We start from the raw sequence: 18,960 nt of genomic DNA on the forward strand, positions 1-18,960 counted from the left end.
CTCCACGCTGAGCTGGGTAAACCGAGGGCGCGCCGACCGGCGCGCCCTCGGCGCGTCCCGCTCAGGCGCCGCGTCCCGGTGCCGATGTGACGGACATGACGACGGACGGCGCGGGGCCGGCCATGGCCGGGCCCGAGATCGCGGGCCGCGGCGATCCGCTCGACGCCGCCACCCGTGATCGCGTCCTTCGGTACTTTCTCGAACAGGTGCCCGACGCGGAGGTCATGGCGATCGCGCCGGACGGGCTGTTCACCGACATGCCGGACTCGATACCGCTGGGCAGCGGGCATCGGATTCTGCACGGGCACGCATCTGCGCTGGAGATCGTTCCGACGTCCGACATGGTGTCGGTCATCGACGCCTGGCGCCGTGCCCAGGAGCACGGCGTGGCCAGCACCGACATGCACCTCCTGGATGAGCCGGACGCCGAGACCCGGCTGCACTTCGTCGACGTCACGGAGGCGCACGGCGTCATGATCGGAGTGCTGGTCGGCACGGCGCGCCGGGAGCACGGTTCCGCCCCCTCCCGGGTCTACCAGCCCCGACGCTCGGCGGTGCGGAAGGACGCCCAGTCCCACTTCCTCGAGGTCGACGCTGCGTTCACGCGCATCCTCGGCTGGGAGGCGGACGACGTGGTCGGGCGTCGGGCCGCCGACTTCGTGCACCCCGACGACCACGAGCGGGCAATCGAGAACTGGATGGAGATGCTCGCCCGGCCCGGTTCGCAGAGCCGGGTCCGGCTGCGCCACCGGCACAAGGACGGATCCTGGGTCTGGATGGAGGTCACGAACCAGAACCGGCTGCGCGACCCCGATCGGCAGGACGTCGCCGCCGAGATGCTGAACATCGCCGAGGAGATGGCGGCTCAGGAAGCGCTGGCCGCGAGCGAGAGCCTGCTGCGGGCGCTGACCGAGGCGCTGCCGCTCGGCCTGCTCCAGTTCGGCCCCGACCGCAGCGTCCAGTACTGCAACGAGCGGATCCGGACGCTCCTCGGTGTGCCTCGTGCCGTCAGCGTCGCGCAGCACTTGGCCGGAGTGCTGCCGGTCGACCGTCCAGTGGTCGAGGAGGCGCTGACCGCGGTGATCGCCGGGGAGGACCGGGACCTGGAAGTCAGGCTGCGCCAGGCCCGCCGCTGCCACCTGCGGCTGCGGCCGATTCGGGACGCCGCGGGCGTGGTCACCGGTGGTCTGCTCAGCGTCAACGACGTCACCGAGGACGCCCGCCTCCGGGACGAGCTGCGTCAGCGCGCCACGTACGACGCGCTGACGCAGAGCCTCAACCGGGCCGCGATCCTCGACGAGTTGGAACAGGCACTGGGCGCCACGCACGCCGGGGGGACCGGCACGTCGGTGGTGTTCTTCGACGTGGACCACTTCAAAGAGGTCAACGACCAGCTCGGGCACAGCGCGGGCGACCAGCTGCTGGTGGCGGTCGCGCGTCGGCTGCGTTCGGCGGCCCGCACCGACGACCTGGTCGGGCGCCTGGGCGGTGACGAGTTCCTGGTGGTGTGTCGCAACGTGCCGAGCGCCGAGGTGGCGCTCGCGGTCGCGGGGCGGCTCGCGGACGCCCTCGGCGAGCCGCTGGCCCTCGGCGGGACCGAGATGACCCCGAAGGCGAGTATCGGGGTCGCGTGGTCGGCGACCGAGGTCGAGGCGGACGTCCTGATCGACCGCGCCGACGTCGCGATGTACGAGTCCAAGCGTCAGCGGCTCGGGCGTCCGGTGCTCGCCGACTAACGCGCCGCTACGACCCGGAGTGCGGTGTTCCCGTAGAGGTCTCCGATCTCGGCGGGGGAGAGGCGACCGTCCGGGCGGTACCAGCGCGCCACGTCGACGCAGAGCGACAGGAGCACTAGCGTCGCGCCCTTGGCGTCCGGCGTCCCGAACTCACCCGTAGCGATGCCGGCCGAGATCTCACCCAGGACGTCGCTCTCGATCTGCTCGCGGAGCAGTACCACCTCGGTGCGGTGGGCCGGATCCAGCGCGTCCAGCTCGTACTGGACCACTCGGCCCATCGTGTGCTCGCCCGCGTGCCAGCACGCGAAGTCGTGCACCATCGCGCGGAGCCGCTCGGCGTGCGTCGCCAGCCCGGCCGGAGCGTCCGCGACGATCTGGCGCGCTTCTCGGTGGCCGCGCAGGGCGATGTGGTAGAGCACCTCCTCCTTCGACCGGAAGTGCACGTACAGTGCCGCCGGGCTCATCCCCGCCCGACCGGCGATGTCGCGGGTGGTGGTGGCGTGGAAGCCGCGTTCGGCGAACGCCTCGGTCGCGGCACCCAGTAGCCGCTGTACCGGATCCGTCCGGAGCACCGGGGTCTCCCGCGTCATGCCGCCATTCTGCGCCCTCCGCCGCCCCCGAGTAGTGCGGCTGAGGGTATGGGCCAGGGGTGGTCGTGGGCTTCGTCACGGCGCGTTGACGAGGCCGAGAGGACACGTCACCCTCCTAAGCAAGCGCTTATTCATCGCGGAGGAATCGTCGTGAAGCGGACTATCTTTACCGAGGACCACGACTCGTTCCGGGCGTCGGTCCGGGAGTTCGTCACCCGGTCGATCCTGCCTCGGCACGACGAGTTCATCGCCGACAAGCAGATCGCCCGGGACGTCTGGCTCGAAGCAGGCAAGCAGGGCTTCCTCGGCCTCGAGGTGCCGGAGGAGTACGGCGGCAGCGCGGCCGGCGACTGGCGCTTCAACGCGATCTTCAGCGAGGAGCTGGCGCGCGTCGGGGTGGCGTTCTCCTCGTCGTTCAGCATCCACGTCGACGTCGTCGCGCCGTACCTGATCGAGCTCACCAACGACGCGCAGAAGCAGCGCTGGCTGCCCGGGTTCTGCACCGGTGAGCTCACCACCGCGATCGGCATGACCGAGCCGAGCGGCGGCTCCGACCTCGCCGGCTTGAAGACCACCGCGGTCCGCGACGGCTCGGACTGGGTGCTCAACGGGTCGAAGACGTTCATCACCAACGGCTACTCCGCCGACCTGGTCGTGGTCGCCGCCCGGACGAGCCCGGAGAAGCGCGCCAAGGGCATCTCGCTGTTCGTCGTCGAGGCCGGGACGCCGGGCTTCGAGCGCGGGCGCAAGCTGGAGAAGGTCGGTCAGCCCGAGGCGGACACCGCCGAGCTGTTCTTCGACAATGTCCGGCTGCCCGCCGAGAGCCTGATCGGCGAAGTCGACCGCGGATTCATCCACATGATGGAACGCCTCCCGCAGGAGCGGATCGGTGCCGCGGTGTCGAACATCGCGCACGCGGCGCAGATCCTCACCGAGACGATCGAGTACGCCCGTGAGCGGAAGGCCTTCGGTCAGGCGATCGGAAGCTTCCAGAACACCAAGTTCGTGCTCGCGGACATGGTGACGCGGGTCGAGGTCACCCAGGCGTTCGTCGACCAGTGCATCGCCGCCCACGCGGCCGGTGAGCTCACCGCCGTGGACGCGGCGAAGGCGAAGTGGTGGAGCGCCCAGGTGCAGGGCGAGGTGCTGGACGCGTGCGTCCAGATCCACGGTGGCTACGGGTACATGACCGAGTACCGCGCGGCCCGCGCCTGGATGGACGCCCGCGTCACGCGCATCTGGGCCGGCTCCAACGAGATCATGAAGGAACTGATCGGCCGCGACCTGGGCTTCTAGACGGAACCCGAAGAACGATGTGGCGCTGGGCCCGCTATGACGAGCCCAGCGCCACATCGTTCCGCAGCGTCAGCTCGTGATGTAGCCGACTAGTTGTTCTTTTTCGGACTCCAGTTCGGAAATCGTGCTCTTCACGACGTCCCCGATGCTCACCAACCCGACGAGCTTGCCGTCTTCCACCACCGGCAGGTGCCGGATGCGGTGTTTGGTCATCGTCTCCCGGATCTTCGCGACGTCGTCGCTGCTCCGGCACGTGTGCACGTCGACGGTCATGATCGACGACACGCTCTCGTCGAGCAACCGGGCGCCGTGCTCGTGCAAGCGGCGCACGATATCTCGTTCCGACACGATCCCGGCGATCGTGGTTCCATCGGTCGAGACGACGAGCGCCCCGAAGTTGTACTCGGCTAGTTGCGCCAAGAGTGCGCGGACGGTGATCTCCGGCCCCACGGTCGCAACCGTGGAGCCACCGGACTTGCTGCGCAGGACATCGCTGATCAACATCGGGCATCGCTCCCAACGCAGATGGAGGACGCATCCCAAGGGCGGCCGGATGCGTTCCCCCTGGGTACCGGTTCGAGACTTGTCGCGTCAAGGGTCCGATGCGACGCGTCTCGTCCGAAAAGACACAGTCTTCTATGGACTACTGATGACTTCTGGCGATTTCTAGATATCCGGGGCAGAAGGGCGCACCGTAGAGAGACCTAGATCACACTGACGGCAACGGTGCCGGCGATGTGGGTCTCGGGGAGGTCGTTATGGCGCGGACCCGGACGGTGTTCTCCCTCTCTTTCGTCGCGATCATCGCGCTGGTGGCGATCGTCGCCGGGGTGGTGGTCGGCCGAGCATCCGGCTCGGGTTCGGACGGCGGAGGCGGCGGTGACGGCGGGGCCGCCAGCGGCACCCGGATCGACGTGATCATCAAGGCCAGCGACTCGTCGTTCTGGCAGGTCATGCTCGCCGGTGCGGAGCACGCCGCCGACGACTTCGGCATCGAGGTCAACACGTTCGGCCCGACGTCCGAGACCAACATCGACGAGCAGGTGCAGCTCGTCGAGAACTCGATCTCCCGCGGCGTCGACGGCATCGTGATCGCGCCGAACTCCTCCAGCGCGCTGAACTCGGTGATCGAGCGGGCCCGCGAGGCCGGCGTCAAGGTCATCACCGTCGACACCCGGATCACCACCCAGTCCGAGGGGTTCATCGGCACCGACAACGTCAAGGCCGGTCAGCAGGCCGGGCGCCGGATGTGCGAGCTGCTCAAGGCGCAGGGCCGGACGTCCGGCGCGGTGCTGGTCGAGTCGTCGGTGGCCGGCATCCAGTCGCTGGTCGACCGCGACCGCGGCTTCCGGCAGGGCCTCGCCGAGGGCTGCCCCGGCGTCGACTCGAAGCTCCAGCGGTACAACAACAACGACATCAACACCGCGGCGTCGCAGGTCAACGATGCGATCACCGCCAACGAGAACCTGCTCGGGGTGTTCGCGGACAACAACACGTCCGGAGTCGGTGCGGCCCGCGCGGTCGCCGACAACAAGGCCGCCGACCGGATCCCGGTTGTCGCGTTCGACTCCGACCCGCAGGAGAACGCCGCGCTGGACAACGGCACGATCGACGCGCTCGTCGTCCAGAACCCGTACTTCTTCGGCTACCAAGGCGTGCTCGCCTCGGCGATGGCGGCGGTCGACCGTACCCCGCCGCGCGACATCGACCCCGGCGCCGTCGTCGCCGACCAGAAGAACCGCAATACGCCCGAGGTGAAGTCGCTGCTCGAGCCGCCGACCGCCGAGCCCGGCTCATGAGCCGCGGCGCCGATCCGTTCGATCCGGCGTCGGCCTCCGCGCCGGTCGACCCGGTGACCGGCCGGCCGGTGCCGGCAGAGCGATCGGCCGATGACCCACCGGTCGACGGCGGGCCGGTACCGGTGGACGCGCCGGACGGTGCGCCGCTGGCCGGGTCCGCTTCCGAGGTGCCGGCCCCGGTGGACGCCCCCGCGGGCACTGGAACGGACGCCCGAGAGCCGGTGCTCGAGCTCACCGGTGTGTCGAAGGCCTTCGGCCCGGTCCAGGCGCTCAACGACGTCTCGCTGCGGTTGATCCCCGGCGAGGTGCACTGCCTGGCAGGCGAGAACGGAGCCGGGAAGTCGACGCTGATCCGGGTGCTGACCGGCGCGCTTCGGCGGGACCGCGGCGAGTACCGGATCGACGGCGCCGAGGTGACCACCGCGACGCCCGCCGCCCTGCGCACCGCCGGTGTACAGGCCGTGTACCAGGAGCTGAGCCTGCTCCCGCACCTCTCGGTGGCCGAAAACCTCTTCATGGGCCGGCTGCCTGCCCGGCGGGGTCTGCTCGACTCCCGTCGGCTGCGACGCCGCGCGCGTGAGGCGCTGACGGAGGTGGGGCTGGGCGACCTCGACCCGGACACGGCGGTCGAGCAGCTCTCCGCGGCGACCAAACAGCTCGTCGAGATCGCGAAGGTGCTCACCGCGGAGTCGGTGAAGGTGATCGTGTTCGACGAGCCGACCACCGCGCTCACCGAGAGCGAGTCGGCCCGGCTGCTCGACCACATCCGCCGGCTCCGGGAGCAGGGCGTCGCGATGCTCTACGTGACCCACCGGCTGGAGGAGATGTTCGAGATCGGCGACCGCGTGACCGTGCTGCGCGACGGCGGGTTGTCCGAGACCGGCCCGATGGCCGACTACGACGAGAACCGGCTGATCGCCGCGATGGTCGGCCGCGAGGTCACGTCGCTCTACCCGGAACAGCACCGCGAGACGTCGGACGACGCTCCGCTGCTCCGCGTGCGTGGGCTGCGGCGGACCGCCGACGGGCCCTCGATCGACCTGGACGTCCGCCCGGGGGAGATCGTCGGCATCGGCGGGCTGCTCGGGTCCGGGCGGAGTGAGCTGTTGCTGGCGATCTTCGGCGCGGAGCGAATCGTCGCCGGGGAGATCCAGGTCGACGGCCGGACGGTCCGGCCTACCGGGCCGCGGGCGATGATGAACTCCGGGATCGGGCTGCTCACCGAGGACCGTAAGGTGCTCGGATTGCTGCCGGAGCTCTCGATCCGGGAGAACGTGACGATCGCGAGCCTGCGGCGGGCATCGCGCAACGGTCTGCTGCCGGGCAAGGCGCAGGCGGCGGACGCCGATCGGCTGCTGGACTCGCTGCGGCTGCGAGCCGGCTCCTATGACCAGCCGGTGTCGACGCTGTCCGGCGGCAACCAGCAGAAGGTGCTGTTGGCGCGCTGGCTGCTGACCGAGCCGAAGGTGCTGGCGTTCGACGAGCCGACCAAGGGCATCGACGTCGGAGCCAAGGGCGAGCTCTACGACGTGATCGGAGACCTCGCGCAGCGCGGGCTGGGCATCGTCGTCGTGTCGTCGTACCTGCCCGAGCTGATCGGGCTCGCGGACCGAATCATCGTCCTGCGCGACGGTGCGATCGCCGGTGAGCTCCCGGCCGGCGCGTCCGAGGAGGACGTGCTCCGGCTCGCGTCCGGCGGTGCCGGCGAGGCGCCGTCCGACGGCCGTGGTCCGGCCTCGGCCGCCGCCCCCGAGACTGCCCCCGGCGGCGGCCCGGCCGGCGGGAGCGCCCCGACCGAACATGCGTCGGACGTACGGACAGATGCTGGGGACGACGACGGGGCGGATCCGCGAGCCGGGACGCGCGGCACGCCGGCGCCGAATCCGGGGAGCCCGACCGACCCGCAGGGAGACCGTCATGGTGCCTAAGCTCGTCTGGCGGGAGCCGATCCCGACCAGAACGATCACCAGCGAATCCGCCGCCGAGGCGCCCGCCGCCGACCCACCCGAAGCGGCGGCTCCCGGCAGAGCTGACCGGCCCACCGGGGAACTGTCCGGGACGCTGCCGTCGCACCGGGTGCTGACGCTCGGCGACATCGCGGGCCGGGAGAGCGGCGGTCTGGTCGTGCTGCTGGTCGCGGTCGGCGCCTTGACGCTGGCCAGCGACACGTTCCTCACCGCGGGCAACCTCTCCAACCTCGCCAGGCAGGTCGCGATCTTCGGCATCATCGCGGTCGGCCAGCTGCTGGTGATCCTCACCGCAGGCATCGACCTCTCGGTCGGCTCTGTGTTGGGGCTGTCCGGCGCGGTCACCGCACAGCTGCTGGTCGCCGGCTGGCCGGTCATCGCGGCGATCGCCGCCGGCGTCGCGATCGGGACCGCCCTGGGGCTCGTGAACGGCCTGCTGGTCACCCGCGCCATGCTGCCCCCGTTCATCGCGACGCTCGGCATGCTCGGCATCGCCCGCGGCGTCGTCCTGGTGATCACCGACGCGAAGACCGTCCAAGGGCTGCCGACCGGGTTCCAGGAGATCGCCAACGGCACGGTGCTCGGCATCCCGAACTTGCTGCTGATCGCCGCCGCCGTGGTGATCGCGGTGTGGTTCATGCTGACTCGAACGGTGTTCGGCCGGTACATCTACGCGGTCGGGTCGAATCCGGAGTCGGCGCGTCTCGCCGGTGTTCCGGTGACCGCGGTGACGATCGCCGTGTACGCGATCTCCGGGCTGCTCGCCGGGTTGGGCGGCGTACTGCTCACGTCCCGGCTCGGCGCGGGTATTCCGACCGCAGGGACCGGCTTCGAACTCAACGCGATCGCGGCCTGCGTGATCGGTGGCGCCAGCCTGTTCGGCGCCAAGGGCGGGGCGTTGGGCGCGGCGACCGGGGCGCTGATCATGGGCGTGCTGAACAACGGCGGCAACCTGCTCGCGATCAACGCGTTCTACCTGCAGATCGCGATCGGCGTCCTGATCCTGGTCGCGGTGGGCTTCGACCAGTGGAACAGCCGAGCCCGCGCCTGACCTCTGATCGGTTTTCCGATCCGTCTTTAATGTTCGTAATTGTGGTTATTGTGCTTTCATGAGGGAGGGGCGCGGCCTGCACTGGCGCGTGGGCGCGGTTCGCTGGGGTGCCGCGATGCTCACGGCCGTGATCGTCATCGCGGTGGCTGTTTTCGCCGCCGCACTCGCCTCCCACCTCAGCCAGCGGACGCGCGAGCAGGAGGCGCGGGCCCAGACCGTCGTCGTCGCGAACCGCCTGGAACGCCAGGTCGACCACTACATCGAGGCGCTGCGCGGGATCGCGGCCTGGGTCCGGACCGACGGCTGGCCCACCCGCCCCGAGTACCACCGGTACGCGAGCTCGGTCGCGGTCCGGAGCCGGTACCCCGGCATCCAGGTGATCGGGGTGGCGCAGTACGTCGACGCCGCGCAGCGGGCGAGCTTCACCCGGGCGGCGGCGGCCGACGCGGCGCGCGCGGCACTGAGCTACCCGGAGTTCCGGATCAAGCCCGCCGGTACCGGCGACGCGTTGCCGATCAGCTACCTCGACCCGGTCGGCGGCAACGAGGCCGCGCTGGGTCTCGACTTCCTGAGCGAACCGCGTCGCCGGGCCGCGGCGCTGGCCGCCCGCGACCTCGCGTCCCCGCGGCTCACCGCACCCACCACGCTGGTGCAGGAGACCGGCACCCAGCAGGGTGCCCTGGTCATGGTGCCGGTCTACCGCACCGCGACCATTCCGAGCACGGTCGCCGAACGCCGGGCCGCGTTCGACGGCGTGATCTACGCGGCGTTCCGGATGGGGGACCTCACCGCAGGCGTGCTCGGCGCGGATGCCGACCGGCTGTGGCTGGACGACGTCGGAGCGGCCGCCGGAGCCCGTGTCCTCCATGCACCGGAGGACCGGAGCAGCCCACCCCGCAGCGCGCAGGAGTCCCACCTGCGGATCGCGGGACGCGACTGGCGCGTCCGGTTCGACGCGAAGCCGAACCTCGGCCCGGTGGCTCGCTACGGACCGCTCGGGGTAGCGGTCAGCGGCGTCGCGGTGGCCATGCTGGCCGGTGCGCTCCTGCTGGCTCTGACGTCCACCCGGGCGCGGGCGCGGTCACTCGCGGTCTCGATGACCGCGGAGCTGCGTTCGGTGACCGACACCGCGACGGACGCCATCGTCACGGTTGACCACACCGGGCACGTCACCGCGTGGAACCGGGGCGCCGCCCGGATGTTCGGCATCGAGCCGGGTGCGATCCTCGGTGCGCCGCTCGGCCGCGTCGTTCCCGGCGGATTGGCCGCACTCATCACCCACCCCCCGTCGGCTGACTTCCACCCCGACCCGGTCGTCGAGCTGGACGCCACCCGGGCGGACGGCACCGTGCTGCACGTCGAGGCGTCGGTATCGACCTGGGACAGCCCACGCGGCCTGTTCGCGACCGCGATTCTTCGTGACGTGACCGAACGCCGCCGCGCCGAGGTTGCGGTCCGGCAGACCAACGACCTGCTCGAAGGTGTCCTTCGGGGCGCCACCGAGTGCGCGATCGTCGGCTGCGCCCCGAACGGCACGATCACGGTGTTCAACGAGGGCGCCCACCGGATGCTCGGCTACCGAGCCGAGGAGGTGGTGGGCAAGCCCGTGCTCGACGTTCTGCACGACTCGGCCGAGATGGCGGCGGTCGCCGAGGAGCTCGGGGTGGACGGTCCGGAGCAGGTCTTCCCGGCCCTGATGCAGAACGGCGCGCCGACCACCCGCGAGTGGACCTACGTCCGGGCCGACGGCTACAAGCTGCCGGTGCTGCTCACGGTCTCGACGGTGCGGAACGACCAGGGCGCCGTCGAGGGGTTCATCGGCATCGCGTTCGACCTGACCGAGGCCCACCGGATGGAGCGGGAGCGGGCCCGGCTGGCGCACCGGTTCGAGCAACTGCTGAACTGCTCCGGCGAGGGAATCTTCGGTCAGGACCGGAACGGCCGGATCACGTTCGTCAACCGGCAGGCTGCTCGGCTGCTCGGCTGGGACGTCGACGATCTGATCGGGCGCGACGGGCACGAGGTCCTGCACCACCATCGGGCGGACGGCGCACCGTACCCGGTCGACGACTGCCCGATCGTCCGTAGCGGCGCCGATGGCAACACCCGCCGAGTGGACACCGAGGTGTTCTGGCGGCGGGACGGCTCGTGGTTGCCGGTGGAGTACGTCGCCGCGCCGCTGCGCCGGGACGGCCAGATCGAAGGGGTGGTGGCCACGTTCGCGGACATCACCGACCGGAAACGGACCGAGCAGGCGCTGAAGGACGCGGTCGAGAGCGAGCGGGAGGCCGCGCGCCGGCTGCGGGAGATCGACCAGGTGCGCACGGATCTGGTGTCCACCGTGTCGCACGAGCTCCGGACGCCGCTGACCAGCATCTCCGGCTACCTGGAGCTGCTGATGGACGGCGACGTGGGTCCGATCACCGGCGAGCAGGCGGCGATGGTCGAGGTCGCGCACCGCAGCTCGCAGCGGTTGTTGCTGCTGGTCGAAGACCTCCTCACGCTCTCCCGGATCGATGCCGGTGCGTTCAGCATCAAGCGGGACGACGTCGACCTCGCGATGTTGCTGTCGTCCGCGATCGGTGCGGTCGCCCCGCTGGCGGCGGCCCGCGAGCTGCGGCTGATCTCGGACGTCCCGGTGGATCTGGGGGTGGTCCGCGGGGACGCCTCCCACCTGGACCGGGTGTTGCTCAACCTGCTCTCCAACGGCGTCAAGTTCACACCGCCCGGCGGCACGGTCACGCTGGTCGGTCGGCGCGTCGGGGACGAGGCGGTGGTGACCGTGACGGACACCGGCATCGGCATCCCGGCGGAGGAGCAGAGCCGGCTGTTCGACCGGTTCTTCCGCTCCTCCAACGCGATGGACGAGGCGATTCAGGGCACCGGCCTGGGGCTGTCGATCGTGAAGACGATCGTCGAGCACCACGGTGGCCGGATCACGGCGGAGTCCGCCGTCGGGAAGGGCACGACGATGACTCTGACGCTCCCCGTCCGCGCTCCCGTGCGCAGCGGAGCCTGACGAGTCGTCCACGTCGTCAGACCGCGGAGAGCCTGACCACCTCGCCAGCACCCACGCCGAGGCGGGCGGTGGCGCTGCCCTGGTTGACGGCTAGGGCGGGGCGACCGGTCGAGTCGACGAGTAGCACCAGGGCGCCGTGCGGCACGTCGCCGAACGTCTCACCGCGCGCCACGACGATCGCCTGCTGGGCGGCGTCCAGCACCTGGACGGACGGGCCGAGCGACGCCAGGTCGGCCGCGGTGGCCGCGAGTTGTAGCGAGCCGAACCGGTCGACGGACCGGACCTCCGCCTCCAGCCAGCCGGGGCCAGACCTCGTCACCGGCGAGGGCAGCCGGAGCAGCGTCGACACGTCCACCGACGGTCCCAGCGCCGCCAGCGAGGTGCCGGACGCCAGGCGGGCCGCGGCCGGCATGAACAGGTCGCGGCCGTGGAACGTGCGGGCCGGCGTCGAGTCGGTCAGCTCGACCGCGGCGGTCGCTCCGCCGAGCGCGTGGGCGGCCGGGAGCAGCAGGCCATTGTCCGGCCCGACCAGCAGCCCTTGCGGTGCTTCGACCGCCACTGCGCGCCGGCTCGTGCCCACGCCGGGATCGACGACCGCGACGTGCACGGTTCCGTCCGGCAGGTAGGGGACGGCGTCGGCGAGCACCGCCGCTCCGCGTCGCACGTCGGCGAGCGGCACCAGGTGGGTGACGTCGATGATGCGGACGCCCGGCGCGGTGCGGAGTGCGACGCCGTGACAGATCGCGACGAACGCGTCCGACGAGCCGTAGTCGGTGGTGAACGAGATGTGCCGCATCAGTCAGGCCTCCTCGCCCACCGGGTCGCGGAGCAGGCGCGGCAGGTAGACGGCGCCCGGACCGGCTGGAGCGGCCCGGTCGCCGGGGTTCGAGAGCCGGCACCGCTGCAGCGAGAGGCATCCGCAGCCGATGCACGAGTCGAGCCCGTCACGTAACGCCGCCAGCGCCGCGATCTGATCGTCGAGCCGGCTGCGCCAGGCGCGGGACAGCCGCGTCCAGTCGGACCTGGTCGGCGTCCGTCCGGCCGGGAGCGTGGCGAGCGCCGCGCGAACCTCCTCGAGGCTCAATCCGACGTGCCGAGCGGCCCGGATGAACGCCAGCCGCCGCAGCACCGACCGGTGGTACCGCCGCTGATTGCCGCTGGTGCGGGTGGCCTCCAGCAGCCCCACCCGCTCGTAGTACCGCAGCGCGGACGGCGCGTGTCCGCTGCGGTGTGCCACCTCGCCCATCGTCAGCAGGTCGGACATGACCCTCCCCAGAGCTTGACCTGAAGCCAACTTCACTTTTTACCGTACAGGCATCGCGCTGAATTTTTCTCGACCGGCCGCTGCCGAGCTCACTCGACCTCGGAGAAGGCCGGAGCCCGAGAGGGTTCCGAACGGAGGAAACCATGCCTGTCGCCTTGATCACCGGCGCTTCCCGCGGGTTCGGCCGGGCTGCCGGCCTCGCTCTCGTCGCCCGCGGCTGGGACCTCGTCGTCGACGGCCGGGACAGCACCGCTCTCGACCGGGCCGTCGCCGAGCTGCGGAGCCGGGGCGGTCCGCACACCCAGGTGCTGGCCGTCCCCGGCGACGTCGCCGACCCGGCCCACCGCGAGGTGCTCGCTCGGGTCGTCGGCACGCTCGGCCCGATCGACCTGCTCGTCAACAACGCGAGCGCGCTCGGCCCGATGCCGTCGCTCGGCGACTATCCGCTCGACCGGCTCGAGTCGGTGTTCGCGGTCAACGTCCTCGCCCCGCTCGGGCTGATCCAGCTGCTGCTGCCGTCGCTGACCGCGGGCGGGGGCGTGGTCGTCAACGTCAGCTCGGACGCGGCGGTGGAGGCGTACCCGCAGTGGGGCGGGTACGGGGCGAGCAAGGCGGCGCTCGACCAGCTGTCCGCGGTGCTCGCGGTGGAGCGGTCCGATCTCCGGGTGTACGCGTTCGACCCCGGCGACATGCGGACCGCCATGCACCAGGAGGCGTTCCCGGGGGAGGACATCTCCGACCGTCCGGGGCCGGAGACCGTGGTTCCGGCGCTGCTCCGGTTGGTGGAGGAACGGCCGCCGAGCGGGCGGTACCGCGCCTCGGAGCTGCTGGCGGGGGTGGGAGCGTGAAGCCCCGGACGGTGTTCACTCTGCCAACGGACGCCGAGGCAACCTCACCACCGGAGGCGCGGGGTCTGGCTCGGGACGAGGTGCGGCTGCTGGTCGCCGCACCGTCCGGGCTCACTTCGACGCGGTTCGCCGCACTGCCGGAGTTCCTGAAGCCCGGCGACCTCGTCGTCGTCAACATCTCCGGCACGCTGCCGGCCGCAGTGGACGGTCGTCGTCCGGACGGGACGCCGGTCGTCGTGCACTTCTCCGCACCGCGAGCGCGGGACAGCGGATGGACCGTGGAGCTGCGGCTCCCGGACGGCTCCGGTCCGGTGCTGGACGCCGCGGTCGGTGAGCGGATCGCGTTGCCGGACGGTGCTCACCTGACGCTCCGGACGCCCGCCGACACCCACCCGGCCGGGGTCCGGCTCTGGGCCGCGGACGTCGTAATGAACCCTTTTCAACCTCCGGCCTTCTCCCCGGCTGAGCGACCTCAGCGAAGGCCGGTCGAAAAGAGTTCACTGGAGGGACCGGTGGAGGCCTGGTTGAACCGGCACGGGCGCCCGATCACCTACGGCTACCTGCAGGGACGGTGGCCGCTGGCCGACTACCAGCCGGTGTTCGCCCGCGAGCCGGGCAGCGCGGAGATGGCCAGCGCCGGGCGTCCGTTCACCGACCGGATGGTGACCGACCTGGTGACCCGCGGCATCGGAGTGGCGCCGATCCTGCTGCACACCGGCGTCTCGTCGCAGGATCTCGGGGAAGGACCGCAGACCGAGCGGTTCCGGGTGCCGGCCGCGACCGCCCGCCAGGTGGAGTTGGCGCGGCGCACCGGCGGGCGGGTCGTCGCGGTCGGGACGACCGTCACCAGGGCGCTGGAGAGCGCGGTCGACGCCGCCGGGCACGTCGTGGCGACCGAGGGCTGGACGGATCTGGTGATCGGGCCGGATCACCCGGCGCGGGTGGTGAACGGCCTGGTGACCGGGTGGCACACACCGGAGGCGTCACACCTGTTACTGCTCGAAGCCGTCGCCGGTTCCGAGTTAGTCCAGACGGCGTACCGGGCCGCGGTCGCCGAGGGTTACCGCTGGCACGAATTCGGCGACAGCTGCCTGTTTCTTCCGTGATATCGGCCGGACGACTCGACCGGCGCCGGGGTGGCGTTCGACGGGCTCAACCGCCGCCGACGGCCGGGTCCTGCGCGGGTCGTTCTACGAGGCGGTGAGTGCGGTGTTCACTCGACGGGCGTGCAGGAGCCACCACCACCCGCTCAGCGCCGCCCCGACGCTGAACCCGAGCACCATGACCGCGAGTAGCCGCGCGATCAGCCCCGGCCACGGCACCGGCGGGACCGCGTGCGCGAACGTCGCGTAGTCGGGAAGTCCACCCAGCAACGCCAGGCACGCCCCGCCGAACGCGACCGCGAACGGCCCGGCCTCCCAGCCCCGGGCGGCGAGCACCGCGGCGGCCAGCGCGGCCAGTGACACCAGCACCCCGACGCCCTGCCCGGTGAGCGCCCCGGTGAGGATGCCGAAGCCGGTCGCGCCCTCGGTGATGGTGCGGCCGATCGCGTCGGCGAGTTCGGCCAGCGCGGCCACTCCCAAGGCACCGATGACGAGATGGCGCGCCGCCGGACGTCCGCGAAGGAAGTAGGCGGCCGCGAACAGGGCCGCAGCCACCAGCACGACGGCCACCCACCACAGCGGGGTGATCGGCGGTGGTTCGTACGCCAGCGTGCCGCTGACCGTGGTCTGGGTGCCCGCGACGACCAGAGCCGCCTTCCAGGACGCGATGCGGTGCGCCGAGTCCGGGTCGGCGGCGACCGCCGGCGGCGGGCTGGTGCTCATCCAGTGCGAGCGATGGTCGTGCCAGCGGACGACCGGCTCGGAGCCGACCTTCTTCCACTCCGGCGCGGCGGCGGTGTCGACGCGGGCGCTGGCCGGCACGGGGCTCTTGCCGTCGGCCGTGGCGTTGAGCCAGGTGGCCGGTGAGCGGGTATTGGTCCAGACGCCGTCCGGCGTGACCCGGAGGTACGGCTCGCCGGAGTAGCCGCGGATCTCGACGTCCGCGTCGGTGCGGCTGCGCAGTTCGAGCCGCGCGCCGTTCTCGACCACGCGCACCGTGACGTCCGGCGAGTCCGGGGTGACCGCCGTGATCGTGGTCCGGTAGTCGCTGGCGGAGGGCTTGGCGTCGGCGCTGTGTCCCCGAGCGGGCGAGGCGGTCACCGTGAGCAGCACGACCACCACCGCGAGGATCGCCGCCAGGCGGTGCGTGCGGGTTCGCTGCATGTAAGGCCGACCTCCGAGCTGGGACACCACCCCTCCAGGATGACGCCCGTCCCGCGTCCCGCCACGTCCGGGTGGTGCCGCCGCTCGCGTCCGCGCTGGCCGACGCTCTGTTCTGCGAATGCGGAACATCTGCTGAACCGGACGCCGGGCCTTTCCGTGTGAAGGGCGTGGGCACCTCCGAAGCCCATCCGGGTGCGCCGGACTCAGGAGAACGAATGCGTAAACAAGGTCGGTCAGGTTGGACTCTGGGCGTTGCCATCGGTGGTGTGACGCTCGCTCTGACCGGCGCGGCGATGGTGGGTGTTTCCTCCGCCAGTGAGGACTCCGAAACTGCGTCCGTGGGACAAATCACGTGTCCGGACGTCGCCAGCCAGCTACCCGCCATTCCGGCCTCGGCGCAAGCCGAAGTCGATCGGAATCTGACGTTGCTGCAGACGCAGATTTCGGAAGCGCAGAATCGATTGGAATCCACGGTCGGCCAAGGCGGCCCCAACTTCGTGCAGAACGCGATCCTCGGTCCACTGGCCTCGAAACGGGGTGCGGCGATCGACCGGATCGCGATCGCGATCGGACGCACCGCCGCGCGTCCGGAGCTGCCGATCGCCGAACTCTCGACCTGCACCGTGGAGGAGGGCGGGGCCGCTCCGGCGACCACCGCACCCACGACCGAGGCGCCTGCGGCGCCGGAGACGTCCGCACCGGCTGCAGACGATGCGGATAACGGGGACGACGCTGCTGATCAGCGGATCTCGTGCCCCGATGTGGAGAGTGAGCTGCCGGCGATCCCGGCGCAGGCCCAAGCGGAGGTGGAGCGCAATCTGGCGTTGCTCGACACGCAGATCAGTGAAGCCAACAACCGACTTCTGACGTCCGCGGGAGAAGGAGGACCGAACTTCGTCCAGAACGCAATTCTAGGCCCGCTCGCTGATAAGCGAGGAGCCACCATCGACCGTATCCAGATCTCGATCGGTCGACACGCCGCGCGTCCCGAGCTGGACGTCGCCGCGTTGTCGGTCTGTTCACTCGCCTGAGTCCGGACTTGCGGTTGCGCGGTCTGTGGCGGTCCGCGTGAACCAATCCCGGTCACCGGGTTCAGGCCTCCAGGGAGCATCGCCGGTTACCCCGCCGGCGGTGCTCCCTGTGCAATTTCGCGGACGGAATTTAATGAGCCGGTTGACCCAAATCTTCATGGTTCCGCCGACTCACTATCTCTTTTCCCGATTTCGGTGAACCATCCCTCTCGTGGCGGAGTTCTCGATGACGTGGGCGCATGGAGGCCCTTCCGGGTGCACGATTAGGGAGAGCGGAATTGCGAAAGCAATCAGGACGGTCGGGGTGGGCGATAGGCGCGGCCGTGGGCGGAACCGCGATAGCGCTGACCGCCGCCGCCATGGTCGGCGTCTCGTCGGCGAGCATGAACTCGGACGCCACCGCGACGGTGAGCGCAACGGCCGACCCAGGGGCCGATCAGATCGTCTGTCCCGACGTCGCCGGTGAACTGACCGAGGTGCCCGCCCGGGCGCAGAACGAGGTCGCGCGCAACGTCGCGCTGTTGGAGATGCAGGTCGGCGAGGCACAGAAGCGGCTGGAGTCGACGGTCGGCCAGGGCGGCGAGAACTTCGTCCAGAACGCGATTCTGGGTCCGCTGGCTTCCAAGCGGCAGGCGGCGATCCAGCGCATCGAGATCGCGATCGGCCGAGTAGCCGATGCTCCGGACCTCGACGAGGAGGCGCTCGCGGAGTGCGCCGTCGAGGCGGCGGACGCCGCTGCGGACCCCTCGGCGAGCGTCGATCCGTCGGCCACCGAGGACCCGGCCGCGACGGACGATCCCGCGGCCACCGACGACCCGGCAGCGACCGACGACCCCGCAGCGACCGACGACCCGGCAGCTGCCGACGACCCGGCTGCGGACGACGCTGCGGCGGCCGAGCACCCGCCGGCGACCGACGATCCCGCTGCGATGGACGACCCAGCGGCGACCGAAGATCCGGCCGCCGTGGAGGACCCGGCAGCCACCGAGGACCCGGCTGCGGATGCCTCGGCGTCCGCCGACCCCGGCCTGATCGAATGCCCGGACGTCGCGAAGTACGTGCCGGAGGCCGAGGTGCCCGAGGAGGCACAGGAGGCCGTAGACGAGAACATGGAGGCGCTGGCCGAGAAGGAAGCCGCAGCGGAGGACGCGCTGGCCGAGGCGGAGAACGCGGACGCCGCCTACGTCCAGGACAACGTTCTCGGCCCGCTGGCGATCCAGCGGGTGGCGATCCTCGTCCGCATGGAGGTCGCCGTCGACAAGTACGACGCCGACAGCGGGAAGAGCGCGGCGAAGAATCAGCGCCAGGCCGTGCACACCGCCATCACGAAGCTCTCCGGCTGTTCGCTCGCCTGAGTGAGGCCGAGTTCCGCGGGGCCCGTACGGGCCCCGCGGACCGCCGGGAGGTGATCGGACGGCGTGGTCTGTGGCGGTCCGCGCCGTACCGAACCCGGTAGCCGACTCGGGCTACGCAGGACGCACCGCCGGCCGGGGAAGCCGGCGGTGCGTCCTTTCGCGTGAGGCGCGACCCCGCCGGTTCCGGGCGGACGGGGCCGCGCGAGATGAATACTGGCCCCTCGGAGGCCACTCAGCCGATACCTTGCGGTGTTGGGCGTATCCGCAGCAGCGTCCGCCCGCAGTCGCCGATGTGCCTAGCTGTCTTTTGTGCACTGTCCTATGTCACTGCAGTCCGGCCCGGCCGCCTCACCAGCACGGGTCGAATCGGATCCCGGTCATGTCGTGGACGCCGATCAGGCTGACGGCCATGAGCAGCCCGGGCAGCCCGAGCGAGCCGACGACCAGGCCCGCGAGGGCAAGCAGCGAGCCTCGACGTCGCTGCCGCTCGCAGCGCCGCAGTGCGATCGGCCCGAGCACCACAGCGGCCACCGCGCACAGCCCCAACAGGTACGTACCCCAGCCCGGAGACGCGACGAACGCGAAGCCGATTCCGTAGAGCGGTAGGTACGGCAACCCGCCGGCGAAGCCCGCGATGCCCAGGCCGAAGGCGACCATGGCGAGGCGCATGCGCCCGGGAGACGTCGGCGCCGGAGCGTCGGTCATGGTCCACCCCCTTCCCTGGCTGATCGGTTCGC

Annotated in this window: 16 protein-coding genes; 10 read left to right on the top strand and 6 right to left on the bottom strand. The window is 71.0% G+C overall.

Going from position 1 to position 18,960, the window contains the following annotated elements; genetic code table 11:
• The first annotated feature begins 95 nt into the window (after positions 1 to 95).
• The gene (locus ABEB28_RS29440; RefSeq protein WP_345731502.1) at positions 96 to 1,736 is read left to right on the top strand and encodes a diguanylate cyclase domain-containing protein; all 1,641 of its coding nucleotides are present in this window, start codon (positions 96 to 98) and stop codon (positions 1,734 to 1,736) included.
• Here ABEB28_RS29440 and ABEB28_RS29445 read toward each other — a convergent pair.
• Complete coding sequence (locus tag ABEB28_RS29445) at positions 1,733 to 2,326, bottom strand: TetR/AcrR family transcriptional regulator (RefSeq protein ID WP_345731503.1); 594 nt, start codon at positions 2,324 to 2,326, stop codon at positions 1,733 to 1,735. The two genes, ABEB28_RS29440 and ABEB28_RS29445, sit on opposite strands and share 4 nt — an antisense overlap.
• Positions 2,327 to 2,476: 150 nt before the next feature.
• On the opposite strand from ABEB28_RS29445, the gene ABEB28_RS29450 reads away from it, so the two are divergent.
• Complete coding sequence (locus ABEB28_RS29450; protein ID WP_345731504.1) at positions 2,477 to 3,622, top strand: acyl-CoA dehydrogenase family protein; 1,146 nt, start codon at positions 2,477 to 2,479, stop codon at positions 3,620 to 3,622.
• A 69-nt stretch (positions 3,623 to 3,691) separates the two neighbouring features.
• Here ABEB28_RS29450 and ABEB28_RS29455 read toward each other — a convergent pair whose 3' ends face one another.
• Positions 3,692 to 4,126 (bottom strand): CBS domain-containing protein, encoded by a 435-nt coding sequence (locus ABEB28_RS29455; protein WP_345731505.1) that lies wholly within the window; start codon positions 4,124 to 4,126, stop codon positions 3,692 to 3,694.
• A 254-nt stretch (positions 4,127 to 4,380) separates the two neighbouring features.
• On the opposite strand from ABEB28_RS29455, the gene ABEB28_RS29460 reads away from it, so the two are divergent.
• The 4 genes from ABEB28_RS29460 to ABEB28_RS29475 are packed head-to-tail and all read left to right on the top strand — an operon-like array spanning position 4,381 to position 11,458.
• A complete protein-coding gene (locus tag ABEB28_RS29460; protein ID WP_345731506.1) occupies positions 4,381 to 5,421 on the top strand; it encodes an ABC transporter substrate-binding protein in 1,041 nt (346 codons plus the stop codon).
• Positions 5,418 to 7,349, top strand: coding sequence for a sugar ABC transporter ATP-binding protein (locus tag ABEB28_RS29465; RefSeq protein WP_345731507.1), 1,932 nt, complete (start codon positions 5,418 to 5,420; stop codon positions 7,347 to 7,349). The genes ABEB28_RS29460 and ABEB28_RS29465 overlap by 4 nt, the downstream gene beginning before the upstream one ends.
• Positions 7,339 to 8,439, top strand: coding sequence for an ABC transporter permease (locus ABEB28_RS29470; RefSeq protein ID WP_345731508.1), 1,101 nt, complete (start codon positions 7,339 to 7,341; stop codon positions 8,437 to 8,439). The genes ABEB28_RS29465 and ABEB28_RS29470 overlap by 11 nt, the downstream gene beginning before the upstream one ends.
• Positions 8,440 to 8,497: 58 nt before the next feature.
• Entirely contained in the window at positions 8,498 to 11,458 is a 2,961-nt protein-coding gene (locus ABEB28_RS29475; protein WP_345731509.1) for a PAS domain S-box protein, read from the top strand.
• 16 nt (positions 11,459 to 11,474) lie between these two features.
• On the opposite strand, the gene ABEB28_RS29480 is transcribed toward ABEB28_RS29475, so the two are convergent.
• Positions 11,475 to 12,254: an SAM hydrolase/SAM-dependent halogenase family protein gene (locus ABEB28_RS29480; protein WP_345731510.1), complete on the bottom strand. Its 780-nt coding sequence runs from the start codon at positions 12,252 to 12,254 to the stop codon at positions 11,475 to 11,477.
• 3 nt (positions 12,255 to 12,257) lie between these two features.
• The gene (gene soxR / locus ABEB28_RS29485; protein ID WP_345731511.1) at positions 12,258 to 12,722 is read right to left on the bottom strand and encodes a redox-sensitive transcriptional activator SoxR; all 465 of its coding nucleotides are present in this window, start codon (positions 12,720 to 12,722) and stop codon (positions 12,258 to 12,260) included.
• A gap of 143 nt (positions 12,723 to 12,865) precedes the next feature.
• On the opposite strand from soxR, the gene ABEB28_RS29490 reads away from it, so the two are divergent.
• A complete protein-coding gene (locus tag ABEB28_RS29490; protein WP_345731512.1) occupies positions 12,866 to 13,570 on the top strand; it encodes an SDR family NAD(P)-dependent oxidoreductase in 705 nt (234 codons plus the stop codon).
• 11 nt (positions 13,571 to 13,581) lie between these two features.
• Positions 13,582 to 14,676 carry an S-adenosylmethionine:tRNA ribosyltransferase-isomerase gene (locus ABEB28_RS29495; RefSeq protein ID WP_345731513.1) on the top strand — a complete coding sequence of 365 codons (1,095 nt, stop codon included), beginning with the start codon at positions 13,582 to 13,584 and terminating at the stop codon, positions 14,674 to 14,676.
• A gap of 84 nt (positions 14,677 to 14,760) precedes the next feature.
• Here the strand turns inward: ABEB28_RS29495 and ABEB28_RS29500 are convergent, their stop codons facing one another.
• Positions 14,761 to 15,837, bottom strand: coding sequence for a hypothetical protein (locus tag ABEB28_RS29500; RefSeq protein WP_345731514.1), 1,077 nt, complete (start codon positions 15,835 to 15,837; stop codon positions 14,761 to 14,763).
• 215 nt (positions 15,838 to 16,052) lie between these two features.
• Between ABEB28_RS29500 and ABEB28_RS29505 the strand changes: the two genes are divergently transcribed.
• Positions 16,053 to 16,868: a hypothetical protein gene (locus ABEB28_RS29505; protein WP_345731653.1), complete on the top strand. Its 816-nt coding sequence runs from the start codon at positions 16,053 to 16,055 to the stop codon at positions 16,866 to 16,868.
• A gap of 323 nt (positions 16,869 to 17,191) precedes the next feature.
• Positions 17,192 to 18,223: a hypothetical protein gene (locus ABEB28_RS29510; protein WP_345731515.1), complete on the top strand. Its 1,032-nt coding sequence runs from the start codon at positions 17,192 to 17,194 to the stop codon at positions 18,221 to 18,223.
• Positions 18,224 to 18,571: 348 nt separating this feature from the next.
• On the opposite strand, the gene ABEB28_RS29515 is transcribed toward ABEB28_RS29510, so the two are convergent.
• Positions 18,572 to 18,928 (bottom strand): DUF4190 domain-containing protein, encoded by a 357-nt coding sequence (locus ABEB28_RS29515; RefSeq protein WP_345731516.1) that lies wholly within the window; start codon positions 18,926 to 18,928, stop codon positions 18,572 to 18,574.
• Positions 18,929 to 18,960 lie beyond the last annotated feature (32 nt).

It is taken from the genome of Cryptosporangium minutisporangium (assembly GCF_039536245.1).
Taxonomy (GTDB): domain Bacteria; phylum Actinomycetota; class Actinomycetes; order Mycobacteriales; family Cryptosporangiaceae; genus Cryptosporangium; species Cryptosporangium minutisporangium.

Bases quoted from the DNA above. Each gene is read 5' to 3' on its own strand.
- ABEB28_RS29440 (WP_345731502.1), top strand. From the start codon at position 96: ATGACGACGGACGGCGCGGGGCCGGCCATGGCCGGGCCCGAGATCGCG.
- ABEB28_RS29445 (WP_345731503.1), bottom strand. From the start codon at position 2,326: ATGACGCGGGAGACCCCGGTGCTCCGGACGGATCCGGTACAGCGGCTA.
- ABEB28_RS29455 (WP_345731505.1), bottom strand. From the start codon at position 4,126: ATGTTGATCAGCGATGTCCTGCGCAGCAAGTCCGGTGGCTCCACGGTT.
- ABEB28_RS29460 (WP_345731506.1), top strand. From the start codon at position 4,381: ATGGCGCGGACCCGGACGGTGTTCTCCCTCTCTTTCGTCGCGATCATC.
- ABEB28_RS29465 (WP_345731507.1), top strand. From the start codon at position 5,418: ATGAGCCGCGGCGCCGATCCGTTCGATCCGGCGTCGGCCTCCGCGCCG.
- ABEB28_RS29470 (WP_345731508.1), top strand. From the start codon at position 7,339: ATGGTGCCTAAGCTCGTCTGGCGGGAGCCGATCCCGACCAGAACGATC.
- ABEB28_RS29475 (WP_345731509.1), top strand. From the start codon at position 8,498: ATGAGGGAGGGGCGCGGCCTGCACTGGCGCGTGGGCGCGGTTCGCTGG.
- ABEB28_RS29480 (WP_345731510.1), bottom strand. From the start codon at position 12,254: ATGCGGCACATCTCGTTCACCACCGACTACGGCTCGTCGGACGCGTTC.
- soxR (WP_345731511.1), bottom strand. From the start codon at position 12,722: ATGTCCGACCTGCTGACGATGGGCGAGGTGGCACACCGCAGCGGACAC.
- ABEB28_RS29490 (WP_345731512.1), top strand. From the start codon at position 12,866: ATGCCTGTCGCCTTGATCACCGGCGCTTCCCGCGGGTTCGGCCGGGCT.
- ABEB28_RS29500 (WP_345731514.1), bottom strand. From the start codon at position 15,837: ATGCAGCGAACCCGCACGCACCGCCTGGCGGCGATCCTCGCGGTGGTG.
- ABEB28_RS29505 (WP_345731653.1), top strand. From the start codon at position 16,053: ATGCGTAAACAAGGTCGGTCAGGTTGGACTCTGGGCGTTGCCATCGGT.
- ABEB28_RS29515 (WP_345731516.1), bottom strand. From the start codon at position 18,928: ATGACCGACGCTCCGGCGCCGACGTCTCCCGGGCGCATGCGCCTCGCC.